The following is a 12,666-nucleotide window of genomic DNA, read 5'->3' on the forward strand; positions in this document are numbered from 1 at the left end:
TACATTAATACATTTTACTTTGTACAGAAGAATTTATCCACTCACAAATAGGATCATACAGGGTGTCAATATTTCCTGCGCCTACGGTAAGAAGGATGTCAAAATCTTTTTCTTTTATTTTTTCAAAAGCACCGGATAGTTCAGATTTCTCTTTTTTCTCTAAAGTCACCTTTTCCAATAACCAGTCAGACGTTATTCCTTCAAAATTTTCCTGAAGTTCTCTTGCAGGATAAATGTCGAGAAGGATAAGCTCATCCGATTGGCTCAGGCTTTCTGCAAATCCATCAGCAAAATCTCTTGTTCTGCTGAAAAGATGGGGCTGAAAGACCACCAAGAGTTTTTTATCAGGGTAAAATGTTCTGATAGAGCTCACAACCGCATTGATTTCTGTTGGGTGATGGGCATAGTCATCGATATAAATTTTACCGTTTGGATAAATATGTTTGGTATATCTTCTTTTAATTCCTTTAAAATTGGCAATAGCCTTTTTCAGTGTTTCAAAATCTACGCCTAAATTGTGAAGAATAGCCAAAGCTGCCGTTGCATTTTCTACATTATGGATTCCCGGAATTTCCCACACAAAATCTTTGACGGTTTCAGAAGGAGTATGGAAATCAAAATAGATTTTATCATGATCCATACGCAGGTTGTCTGAATAGTAATCTGCTTCTTCATTGACGGCATAGGTCTGATGTGCTCTGCCGATATCCAATCCTTTTCTTACGAATAACTGTTGGTCATTCGGAACAAGAGCTGCAAATTGCTTGAAACCTTCTTCAATATGGCTTTTATCGCCATAAATATCCAGATGGTCTGCATCGGTGGAAGTTACCACAGCCCAGTCCGGAGAAAGGCTCAGGAAGCTTCTGTCGTATTCATCTGCTTCTACTACGGAATATTCTGTTCCATTGTACAGGAAGTTTGATTTAAAATTTTCAGAAATCCCTCCCAAAAAGCATGAAAATGGAAGATCGGCCTCTTTGCAAAGGTGAGAAACCAATGTAGAAGTTGTTGTTTTCCCATGGGTTCCTGCGACGGCAATACAGTCTGTGTTTTCTGTAATAAGACCTAAAACCTTCGCCCTTTTTAAAACTTCAAACTGATTTTGATTGAAATAATCTAAAATTCCCAAAGTTTTAATGGCAGGTGTATAGATGACCAGCGTATTTTCTTTTTGAAGTGTGGTTATTTTTTCGTCAATATGATCTTCAAAAACAATATCAATTCCTTCTTGCATCAGGAGGGTGGTAAGCTTGGTATTGGTTTTATCATACCCCAGCACTTTTTTGCCCGAAGCATGGAAATAACGTGCTAATGCACTCATTCCAATACCTCCGATTCCTACGAAGTAATAATTTTGATATGTGTCTAAAATGTTCATTCTTTTTGTATTAATGTATGATGTACAATGTATTGATGTATGTTTTTGTCGTTAATACATTCTACACTGGACTTTTTACAGTTTTAAATATCTCATCTACAATCTCTTTCGCCGCATTAGGTTTGGCAAAATATTCGAGGTTATGAGACATTTCATTTCTTAAACTTTCACTGCTGCAGATCTCTTCCAGTGTATTCCAGAATTTTTCCTGCATTTCAGAGTCTTTTACCATTCTGGCTGCATTTTTTTCAACCAGATTCATGGCATTTTTAGTCTGGTGATCTTCTGCCGCAAACGGAAAGGGTACCAGAAGAACAGGTTTCTTTGCTACTGCCAGCTCTGAAATGGCAATCGCCCCTGCTCTTGAAACAATGATGTCTGCTGCGGAGTAGGCCGTTTCCATGTCTTTGATGAATTCATGGATCTGAATGTTTCTGCTTTCAGTGTCTTTTGTTTCCTTTACTATATCTTTATAATCAAGCTTTCCTGTCTGCCAGATCAGCTGATAATCTTTTTTTACAAGTTCGTTTAGATGAGATCTCCACGCATTGTTTAATGTTCTGGAACCTAATGAACCGCCTACGGAAAGAATGGTAAGTTTATCTTTACTTAATCCCATTTTTTCTTTCGCCTGTGCTGTTTCTGTCATTCCTGTGATGATATTCTCACGAATAGGGTTCCCCAGGAATTTTATTTTTTCAGAAGGAAAGCCTTCTACTTTCGGATAGGCTGTGAAAACGGCTTTTGCCTTTTTACTCAAAATTTTATTGGTCACTCCTGCATGGGCATTCTGCTCCTGAATAAAGATGGGAATTCCCATTTTGCTTGCTTCATACAAAGCGGGTCCGCTTGCAAAACCTCCTGTCCCTACTGCAAAATCCGGAGAGAAATTTCTAATAATCTTTTTCGATTTAGATAAACTTTTCAAAATTTTGAAAGGCAGTCCTAAATTCGAAAGCATATTTCCTCTGTCGATTCCGGCAATATCGATTCCTTCAATTTTATAACCTGCCTGCGGAACTTTTTCCATTTCCATTTTTCCGTTGGCACCAATGAACAAAAATTCGGTATCAGGAAATCTTTTTTTGATTTCGTCTGCAATGGCGATAGCCGGGAAGATATGTCCTCCTGTTCCGCCGCCTGATAATACTACTTTTAGTTTTTGGTTCATTTTATTTTTATGTTGATATTTTGATAGGACTGCGTCCTATTTTGTTAAATCGTCCCGTTGGGACTCTTTAGGCGATATCATTAATTTCTGCTATACTCTGTTTTTTGCCCATTCCTTCTTCATCGTATATCTGTATCCTTGAGCTTATATTTAAAATAATTCCAAGCTGGAGGTAAGTGACCAGCATGGAGGTTCCTCCGTAACTTATCAATGGCAGTGGCTGTCCTGTTACCGGGATCAGATTGACCGCTACTGCAATATTCACCGCAAGCTGTATAAAGATCATCACCCCGAGACTGAGTACGAGGAGCGAGCCGAAAAAGGCGGGCATTTTACTGGCAATCATCACAATTCTGATCATCATAATAAGATAGAGACAGATCAGAAATGCAGCACCAATAAGCCCATATTCTTCTACAATCACTGCAAAAATAAAGTCGGAGGCGGATTGCGGAAGCATTTGTTTTAATGCACTTTTCCCAGGTCCCATTCCGGTAATTCCACCGTGAACAATGGCGGCTTTTGCCTGCATGACCTGGTAGTTTTTAGCTTTTACGCTTTCGTCATCTACATCCGTTGATTTTGCTTTGCTGGAGGTAAATGTTTCAATACGGCTCATCCATGTATGAACACGGTTGCCGCCTATCAGATTGGTGTTTAATGCGACAATCAGGAAGAAAACAATGGCTACAAAAGAGGAAGAGATAAATCCTGCGATGTATTTCCAGTGAAGCTGTCCTATGATCAGAACAATGACAGAAACCATCAGGATCATCAGGGCTGTTGAGCCATTATCCTTCGCTACCAAAACAAACACCAGCAGGATGGGCCCGAAGATGTACATAATGTTTTCAATAGGAAGTCTTTCCCGTGTTATTTTCTTGGTCAGATATCTGCAGAGATAAATGATCAGCATTAAAAAGGCAAATGAGGACGGCTGGAATGAGATAGGGGTCCCGGGAATTTTCAGCCATCTTGAAGCACTGGCTCCATCAATCGTCTGTCCCGTAAACATGGTGACTACAAGCAAGACAATCATTAAACCGAGCAGAATACTGCTGAGCTTTCCGATATACTCGTATTTGACCATTCCTACAACTCTCATGATGACCAAACCTAAGACCACAAAGAACATGTGTTTGATAACGTGACCGGTAGTGGTCCCGTTATTAACAATATATTCCAGATTTGAACTTGCAGAATATACAGGGAAAATAGAGAAAATGGAGATCACAAGGATGACCATCCAAAGTACTTTATCGCCCTTTAGCAATTCAATTCTGTTATCTGTGTTCTGTTCGTCCATATTTTTTGTATTCACGTAAAATGTATGTTGTACAATGTACTTTTTACATCCGACATTTTACTTTTTACATTTACTTTAATACTTGCTCTTTAAACTGTTTTCCTCTGTCTTCATAGCTTTTGAACAGGTCAAAACTTGCGCAGCATGGGGATAGTAAAACGGTATCTCCGTTTTTGGCCAGTGACTTTGATATTTTCACGGCTTCTTCCATGCTTGAAGTATCATAAATGAATTCTTTTTTGTCTTTAAAGAAATCTATGATCTTTGAATTGTCTATTCCCAAGCAAACAATGGCTTTTACTTTTCTTTTCACGAGATCCTCAATCTCTGAATAGTCGTTTCCTTTATCTAATCCTCCTACGATCCAAACCGTTGGATTTTTCATGCTTTCTAAGGCATAGTAGGTAGCGTTTACATTCGTTGCTTTGCTGTCGTTGATGTATTTTACACCATCGGTTTCTGTCACGAATTCGAGTCTGTGCTCTACCGCCTGGAATGTCATCAGAGAATTTCTGATGCTTTCATTGTTGATTTCCAGTATTTTACCTGCTATTGAAGCCGCTAAGCTATTGGCAATGTTGTGATTTCCAAGAATGGAAAGCTTATCGATCTTCATGGAAAACTCATCTTTCATTTTTACGACGATCTGATCACCATCAATGAAACCACCTTCAGTCAATTTTTCTTTTGTAGAGAAGGGAATCATCTTCGCTTTTATTTCAAGCTTTTCAAGGATATTTTTGCTCATTTCATCATCTTTGTTGTAGATGAAGAAATTATCATTTTCCTGATTTTCAGCAATTCTGAATTTAGCTAAAGCATATTCTTCATAATTGTAATTGTACTGATCAAGATGATCCTGAGAAAGGTTCAACAACAGGGAAATGTAAGGTCTGAAGTTCTGAATATCATCCAGCTGGAAAGAACTTACTTCCAAAACATAATACTCATGATTCTCGTCAGCCACCTGTTTGGCAAAGCTGTATCCTATATTTCCTCCCAATCCTACATTCAGTCCGTCATTTTTCAGGATGTGGTAGATCAGGGAAGTTGTTGTTGTTTTTCCGTTGCTTCCTGTGATCGCGATGATTTTGGCATCGGTAAATTCTGAAGCAAATTCAATTTCAGAGGAAATTCTGATTCCTTTTTCATGAATTTTATGGATGATGTCTGCCTTTTTGGGAATTCCCGGGCTTTTCACGATCCATTCGGCCTCTAAAATTCTTTCTTCGTTGTGGTTTCCTTCTTCAAACTCAATTTCATTTTCGGCTAAAAACTGCTTATAGTTATCCTTAATAGCTCCCTTGTCTGAAAGAAAAACCTCCAGACCTTGTTTTTTCGCTAAATAGGCAGCTCCGCATCCGCTCTCTCCACCTCCTAAAACAACTATTTTCATATTTATTCTTTTGTAAAATGTATAATGTAAAATGTATTAATGTAATTTGGTTTTTTTGTTTTAATACTTGATACTTTACACAAAGTTTTATCTCATTTTTAATGTGATCAGGCATACAATAGCCAGCACTACACCGATGATGATCATTCTGTTCACGATTTTGCTTTCGTGAAAACCTCCTTTCTGATAGTGGTGGTGTAATGGGGACATTCTAAAAAATCTATTATTCTGAGCGTATTCCAGCCCGTATTTTCTTTTTCTGTATTTGAAAACAACGACCTGTAGCATTACCGATACGTTTTCAATCAGAAAGATTCCGCATAAAACAGGAATCAAAAGTTCTTTTCTTAGAATGATGGCTAAAACAGCAATCACTCCTCCAAGCATTAAACTTCCCGTATCGCCCATAAAAACCTGGGCTGGATAGGTATTGTACCAGAAGAAACCGATCACGGCACCTACCATGGCGACCGCAAAAATGGTGGTTTCCCCCATATTCGGAAGGAACATGATATTGAGGTAATCCGCAAAAATAATGTTCCCGGAAAGGTAGGCGAACAGCGCCAGGGTAAGCAGTATAATGGCACTGGTTCCTGCAGCGAGCCCATCGATTCCGTCTGTGATATTAGCTCCGTTTGAAACGGCTGTCACGATGAAAATAACGATTGGGATAAAGACAATCCATGCCCACTCATGGGCATCTTTATCATTCATCCAAAATAAAATTCCACTGTAATCGAACTCATTGTTTTTGGCAAACGGAACGGTAGAAACAGTGATCTTCTCTGTGGGCATGAAGTTCTGTTCTACATTGTTTCTGTTCACCACTTTTGCATCTGCATATTTTCTTTTAACCGTAATGTCAGGGTGGAAATACATTGTTACTCCGACAATTAGCCCTAATCCGACCTGGCCTACAATTTTAAATTTTCCGCTCAGCCCGTCTTTATTCTTCTTTATTTTCTTTAAATAATCATCTACGAAACCTATAGCGCCCATCCATATCATGGAAACCAGCAGCAGAACGATGTAGACATTGGTGATCCTTGTAAAGAGCAGCACCGGAATGATGGTGGCAATGATAATGATCAGTCCACCCATGGTAGGAGTTCCTTCTTTCTGCTTTTGTCCGTCTAATCCAAGATCACGCACCAGCTCACCCATTTGTTTTGCTCTCAGGTAATTGATAATCCTTTTTCCGTAAACCAGGGCAATGACAAGAGAAAACAGCACGGCTATTCCTGCACGGAAAGAAATGTATTTCAGCATTCCCAATCCCGGTATGTGGATTCCCTGACTGGTTAGATATTCGTATAGATAGTATAGCATGTCCTTTTTTTTAATTTAAAAATTTAATTTATTTAAAGATTTAAAGATGGGGTTTCTCCATATTTTCACTTAAATACTTAATAAAGTTTGAAATATTAGAAGAAACTTCCCGTGAAAGATTAATGATTTCCTCTGCTTTATTTTCATCTCCTAATTTTAATCTTTTACTTACAATCATCATACTTCTAACTTCGGCACAACTGCCTTTTGCAATTTTTAAATATTTAATAAATTGTCTGTTATTATTATATTCTGAGCCTTCAGCAATATTGTTGGATATTGAAAATCCGGCTCTTTTTATTTGGTTATTAAATTCAAATTCTTTTTCTAAATTTTCGCTTCTGATAAACTGATAAACTTTTTCAATAAGATCTAAACTCTTGATATAAACCGGAAAATTTTCAAAATTTTTAGCCATCATCAAATTTTTAAATCTTTAAATGAATTGAATTTTTCAATCTTACTTTTTTATTTACTCATTAACTTCCAAAGTTCGATGATCGTTTCTTTGTCGTCAAAGTGATGTTTCACACCATTCATGTCCTGATAGGTTTCATGTCCTTTTCCGGCTACTAAAACAATATCTTTTGGCTCTGCAAACTTGATCGCCATTTTGATGGCTTCTCTTCTGTCCGGAATTGAAGTGTATTTGCTGAAATTCTGAGATTCAACACCGGCTTCAATTTCTTTGATGATCTGTGCGGGATCTTCCGTTCTCGGATTGTCTGAAGTGATGATTGCCAGTGTAGATTTTCTGGTGGCAATATTTCCCATTTCAGGTCTTTTGGAGTGATCTCTATCTCCTCCGCATCCGAAAACTGTAATCAGTCTTTCGTTTTTGGTTCTGATATCATTGATGCTGTCCAGAATGTTTTCTAAAGCATCCGGAGTGTGTGCATAATCTACGATAAAGAATATTCCGCCATCAGATTTGAAGGTTTCAAATCTTCCTGAGACTCTTTTTAGCTTACTGATCGCCTGTAAAATTTCGTCCTGCTCAAAACCTAGTTCTGATGCAATTCCGAAAACCAGCAGTAGATTATAAACATTGAACCTTCCCGTTAATGTCGTCCAGAATTCTTTTCCGTTGAAATTCAACAGCATCCCGTTGAAGTCAATTTCTAAAGATTTTCCGTGGTAATCTGCCATCGTTTTCAGGGCATAAGATTTTTTCTTTGCCTTGGTATTCTGAAGCATGACCATTCCGTTTTTGTCATCCACATTTGTTATGGCTACGGCATTGTCTTCAAGTCCATCGAAAAATCTTTTTTTCGTTTTCAGATATTCATCGAATGTTTTATGATAATCCAGGTGATCGTGGGTAAGGTTGGTGAATCCTGCGATTTTAAAATGCAGGCCTTCAATTCTGTTCTGCGCAATTCCATGGGAGCTTACTTCCATAAAAGCGAATTCACAACCTTTTTCAACCGCCTGGGCTAAAATTTTATTGATGGTAATCACATCCGGAGTGGTATGTGTAGCTGGAATAATTTCATCTGCAATTCTGATTTCCACTGTGGAAAGCAATGCTGAATCATAACCTAAATTTTGGAATACATCAAAAAGAAGGGTAGATACTGATGTTTTTCCATTGGTTCCGGTAACGCCTATCAATTTAAGTTTCTGAGATGGGTTTCCGTAAAAGTTGGATGCCAGATGTCCCAAAGTCTTAGATGAATCTTTCACCTTTATGTAGGTTACATTTCCATCCATTGTTTCAGGGAATTCCTCGCACACTACTGCTTTTGCACCTTTTTCAACAGATGATGCAATGTATGAATGTCCGTCTGCAACGGTTCCTCTCACTGCAACGTAGAGTGAGTTTTCCGTAATCTTTCTGCTGTCGAAAACCAATTCTGAAACCTCACGGGCGTCATCGCCGTGAATTTCTAAAACTGGGATTCTTTTTAATAATTCTGTTATTATCATTTTTTATCAATAGGATTTCATCCTATCCGTTATTAAATCGTCCCTTCGGGACTTGGTTTTCTATTTTAATTTTGCAGAGACAAATAAATTCTCTGGTTCTTGCTGATGATGGTGCCTTCCAGCGGGAATTGTTCTTTGATCCTGCCAACTCCTTTAAAATCGACTCTATATCCTAAGTTTTCCAGTTGGGGGATGATGTTCTTACCGATCATTCCGACTACGCTTGGCATTTGCTTATTATTGACGGCTATTTTTACATTAGGTTCAATCAATTTATTGAGGTTTACCTTTCTGTCTACAAGCATTTCTTTTTCAATATTCTGAGGTGTTTTCAGGAATGTTTTTCCTGCAATCTCTTTAAACACCGGTGCTGAAACGGTTCCTCCATAAAAGCTTTTCGCGGTATTGGGCTCACTGATCATCACATAACAGGTATATTTTGGGTTATCAGCCGGATAGAATCCTGCGAAAGAAGCCCTGTACTTCATGGGACCAGGAAGCCAGTATTCAAATCTTGCCGTTCCAGTCTTTCCCGCCATTTTCAGGTTGGGGGTAAAGATGCTTCGTCCTGTTCCTTTTTCTACGGCTTTGGTCAGTGCGCTGGTCATCATTTTAATGGCTTTTTCTGAGGCCATTTTATTGACGATCACTTCCGGTTTTGCGCTGTACATTACTTTTCCGTCTTTCATGATCTTATCGATGAATAGAGGTTTAAGCATTTTACCGCCGTTAGCAACCCCATTATAGAAGGTTGTTAACTGTAACAGGTTGATGTTTGATGAGTATCCGTAAGAAATAGAAGCTAAGGTGGCTGCGTTCCATCTCTTGTTCTGTGGGGTTACGATCTTCGGTTTTGTAATTCCGGGAAGTTCGATATCCATTTTATCAAACAATTTCCATCTTTTCAGATGGTCAAGAAAAATCTGTGGTTTTTCTGCATAATATTTTGTGATGAGCTTAGCCGTTCCTACATTGCTTGATTTCGCCAAAACATCACTAATATCATACGTTCCTCCACCATGACCGTCTGAAATTCTTTGTTTGGCATAAGTCCAGACTCCGTTCCCAACATTTACGGTCGTATTTTCGTCAATAAAACCGTCGTCCATTGCTGCCAGGAGTGAAATGGTTTTAAAGGTAGACCCCGGCTCGATATTATCTTTTATGGCATAATTGTAAGAATCTTCGTAATCGCCATCTTCATTTTTTCTTAAATTAACCAATGCCCGAACCTTTCCTGTTTCCACTTCCATGACAATCACGGTTCCGTGTTTTGCTTCATAAGTGATGAGTTGCTTTTCTAGAGCAGAGTGTGCAATGTCCTGAATTCTAAGGTCTAAGGTGGTGTAGACGTCTTCCCCGTCTACCGGTTCTTTTACTTTCCAGTAATCGATCGGTTTCCATTGTGAGGAGTTGATTCTTTGTTCCAATCTTTTTCCGTCGGTTCCGGTAAGATATTTTGAAAAGGCACCTTCGAGGCCGGCTCTAACTTCGCCATTATCCATGCCTATGGTTCCTGCTCCGATCTCTGAAGTAGCGAGTTCCCGCTTATAATTTCGGTCTACGATAAAACCTCCTTTGTTTTTTCCTCTTTTAAAAATGGGAAAGTTTCTTATTCTGTCGTATTCGTCAAAATCAAGACCTTTAACTAAAGTATAGTACTGGTTTTTCTTTTTCTTCTGTTCGTCAAATTTCTTTCTGAATTCTCCTCTGGATTTTCCGAACATTTTGCTTAGAGAATCGGTCAGCGCACCAATGTTGTTGCTGTAGATCGTATCCTTCATTGTTTTGAAATCAAGATAGATGTCATAGCGCATTACGGTAGTAGCCAGTATAGATCCGTCTGATGCGAAAAGGTTTCCACGGGCAGCCTTTAAAGTAGCTTCGCGATAGTTTTTATTAATGTAATCGTCTTTAATCTCCTGAACATTAGTGTTTTGCAAGACTACTATTCTGGTAAGAAACAGCACAAATACGCACAGGACTCCTACTGCGAAGAGGTAGCCCCACCTTAACGTTTTTTTACGTTTGCTATCGTATTCATTTTGTTTTTGCATCTGTACTGTCTAGTTTTATTAGCAGTTTATGAGGATGGTTTTCCAAAGTCATCAGTGAGTCCTTTGCTACTTCCTTCCCCAGTTGCGATTCCATTTTTACTTTGATCAGCTTACTCTGGGCGTAAGCATTTCTCGATTTGTATTCTTCTGTTTCTTCTTTTAAAGCATTGACAATTTTAATTTTCTTGTTGACGAGATGATTGCTATAGATCATCGCCATCATGAGAATGAACAACAATAAAAAATATTTGTAATGAGTTTTGATCTCATCACGGTTTAGAAAGTTTCCTTTTATAATGTCTATAAAAGTGAGCTTCTTCTGAGGGCGGTTTGTTGTTCTTTTTGCCAAAGTTATTTATGTCAATTTGTTTACAGTGAATTCACTTCTTTCGTCAATTGTTTATAAGTTTCAAATTCACGATTGGCTATTCACCATTCACTTCTACACTTTTATTCCTGTTCTCATCTTAGCACTTCTTGCTCTTGAATTTTCTTCAATCTCCTTATCATCGGGGATGATGGCTTTACTTTTAAGGAGTTCAAATACTTTCTTATAATTTCCGTAGATGTCTCTTTGCTGCTCTCCTTCGAACATTCCGTTTTTCAGGAATCTTTTGACCAATCGGTCTTCTAATGAATGGTAAGAAATCACAACAAGTCTTCCTTCCGGTTTTAAGACATTGTAAGCCTGAACCAGCATTTCTTTCAAGGCTTCAAGTTCCTGATTAACCTCTATTCTTATGGCCTGAAAAAGCTGGGCATAGAATTTATTCACTTTATGAGGCGGAAGGTAGCTGAAAAGCTTTTTCAGATCCTCAGTAGTGTTGATGCTTTTTGTTTTTCTGTGATGAACAATATCTCTAGCAAGTTTTCTTGCTTCTCTCAATTCACCGTAGTAATAAAATATATCGGCAAGTTCCGTTTCTTCATATTCATTAATCACTTTTTTGGCATCAAGAGTCTGCATGACGTTCATTCTCATGTCCAGAGGTGCATTGTTTCTTGTGGAAAAGCCTCTTTCTGCTTCATCAAACTGGTGAGATGAAACACCAAGGTCTGCCAGTACACCGTCAAACTGAGAAATACCATACATCAGCATAGCATTTTCCAGAAATCTGAAATTCTGATTAACCAGCGTAAATCTGGGATCCTCAATGGTATTTTTAAGGGCATCCAGATCCTGGTCAAAACTGAAAAGTTTTCCTTTCTCTGAAAGCCTGCTTAGGATTTCTCTTGAGTGGCCTCCTCCTCCAAAAGTGCAGTCCACGTATATTCCGTCAGGATTCGTCACCAAATCATCAACGCTCTGCTTCAATAAAACGGGGTTGTGGTACATACTTAATTGTGTTTTTTACCTTGCTTTTTACAGCAAGCGCGGTTTATTCTTCATCTAAAGAGCCCATCACATCTTCAGCAAGGCTGGCAAAATCAGCTTCATTGGTAGAAATCACCTTTTCATAGGCTTCTTTGTCCCAAATTTCAAAAAGCTCTCCTGCGCTTGTAATAACAGTGTCTTTCTGAAGGTTTGCAAAATGAACCAGATCTTTTGAGATCTGAAGTCTTCCTGCATTGTCCAGCTCTACTGTTTTTACACCTGCCGTAAACATTCGAATGAAATCAGCATTCTTTTTAATGAATCTGTTTAGTTTATTTATTTTGCCCATCAGTTTGTCCCATGCATTCATGGGATAGACCTCGAGGCAAGGTTGGAACACAGATCTCTTGACTACAAATGCCTTATCGTCGAAGTTTTCCATCTGATTGATCAGGGAGGAGGGAACTTTTAACCGGCCTTTGTCGTCAATTTTACACTCATATGTTCCAATGAAACTTTTCATTTGGGACAAATTTATATAATAATTTCCAAAATTTCCCACTTTTTCCCACTTTTTGACTTAATGTTAATAAGTTTTATCAAAGATTGAATTTAAAAGGGGTAAGTGTTTGATATATTGTAGATTGTAAAAAGTGTTATTTAGGCCATAGCAAAGAGGTTTTGAAAAAAGTAAAGAAAAAGGATGATATTATATTATTTTTACTTTAAATTAGGGTAATCAAAAATTTTTTGAGGTTTAATTTGTATTTTTGCAGAGCTTT

At 38.2% G+C, this 12,666-nt stretch carries 11 protein-coding genes; all 11 read right to left on the reverse strand.

Features of this window, described 5'->3' with window-relative positions; all coding sequences use genetic code 11:
- Positions 1 to 4: 4 nt before the first annotated feature.
- Entirely contained in the window at positions 5 to 1,381 is a 1,377-nt protein-coding gene (gene murC / locus EG346_RS06860; protein ID WP_123877652.1) for a UDP-N-acetylmuramate--L-alanine ligase, read from the reverse strand.
- A 61-nt stretch (positions 1,382 to 1,442) separates the two neighbouring features.
- A complete protein-coding gene (gene murG, locus EG346_RS06865; protein ID WP_123877654.1) occupies positions 1,443 to 2,552 on the reverse strand; it encodes an undecaprenyldiphospho-muramoylpentapeptide beta-N-acetylglucosaminyltransferase in 1,110 nt (369 codons plus the stop codon).
- A 67-nt stretch (positions 2,553 to 2,619) separates the two neighbouring features.
- The gene (locus EG346_RS06870) at positions 2,620 to 3,858 is read right to left on the reverse strand and encodes an FtsW/RodA/SpoVE family cell cycle protein (protein WP_073328660.1); all 1,239 of its coding nucleotides are present in this window, start codon (positions 3,856 to 3,858) and stop codon (positions 2,620 to 2,622) included.
- A gap of 70 nt (positions 3,859 to 3,928) precedes the next feature.
- Positions 3,929 to 5,254: a UDP-N-acetylmuramoyl-L-alanine--D-glutamate ligase gene (gene murD, locus EG346_RS06875; RefSeq protein WP_123877656.1), complete on the reverse strand. Its 1,326-nt coding sequence runs from the start codon at positions 5,252 to 5,254 to the stop codon at positions 3,929 to 3,931.
- A gap of 87 nt (positions 5,255 to 5,341) precedes the next feature.
- Positions 5,342 to 6,583 carry a phospho-N-acetylmuramoyl-pentapeptide-transferase gene (mraY, locus tag EG346_RS06880; RefSeq protein WP_073328665.1) on the reverse strand — a complete coding sequence of 414 codons (1,242 nt, stop codon included), beginning with the start codon at positions 6,581 to 6,583 and terminating at the stop codon, positions 5,342 to 5,344.
- Between the two features lie 40 nt (positions 6,584 to 6,623).
- Positions 6,624 to 7,004: a four helix bundle protein gene (locus EG346_RS06885; protein ID WP_228423597.1), complete on the reverse strand. Its 381-nt coding sequence runs from the start codon at positions 7,002 to 7,004 to the stop codon at positions 6,624 to 6,626.
- 47 nt (positions 7,005 to 7,051) lie between these two features.
- Positions 7,052 to 8,512 (reverse strand): UDP-N-acetylmuramoyl-L-alanyl-D-glutamate--2,6-diaminopimelate ligase, encoded by a 1,461-nt coding sequence (locus tag EG346_RS06890; protein ID WP_123877659.1) that lies wholly within the window; start codon positions 8,510 to 8,512, stop codon positions 7,052 to 7,054.
- Positions 8,513 to 8,577: 65 nt separating this feature from the next.
- A complete protein-coding gene (locus tag EG346_RS06895; RefSeq protein ID WP_073328670.1) occupies positions 8,578 to 10,569 on the reverse strand; it encodes a penicillin-binding transpeptidase domain-containing protein in 1,992 nt (663 codons plus the stop codon).
- Complete coding sequence (locus tag EG346_RS06900) at positions 10,553 to 10,918, reverse strand: FtsL-like putative cell division protein (RefSeq protein WP_034701184.1); 366 nt, start codon at positions 10,916 to 10,918, stop codon at positions 10,553 to 10,555. The genes EG346_RS06895 and EG346_RS06900 overlap by 17 nt, the downstream gene beginning before the upstream one ends.
- A 93-nt stretch (positions 10,919 to 11,011) precedes the next feature.
- Positions 11,012 to 11,905 (reverse strand): 16S rRNA (cytosine(1402)-N(4))-methyltransferase RsmH, encoded by an 894-nt coding sequence (rsmH, locus tag EG346_RS06905; protein WP_123877661.1) that lies wholly within the window; start codon positions 11,903 to 11,905, stop codon positions 11,012 to 11,014.
- Between the two features lie 43 nt (positions 11,906 to 11,948).
- Complete coding sequence (gene mraZ, locus EG346_RS06910) at positions 11,949 to 12,407, reverse strand: division/cell wall cluster transcriptional repressor MraZ (protein WP_073328675.1); 459 nt, start codon at positions 12,405 to 12,407, stop codon at positions 11,949 to 11,951.
- Positions 12,408 to 12,666: the final 259 nt, after the last annotated feature.

Source organism: Chryseobacterium carnipullorum (assembly GCF_003815695.1).
GTDB classification, from domain to species: Bacteria; Bacteroidota; Bacteroidia; order Flavobacteriales; family Weeksellaceae; genus Chryseobacterium; species Chryseobacterium carnipullorum.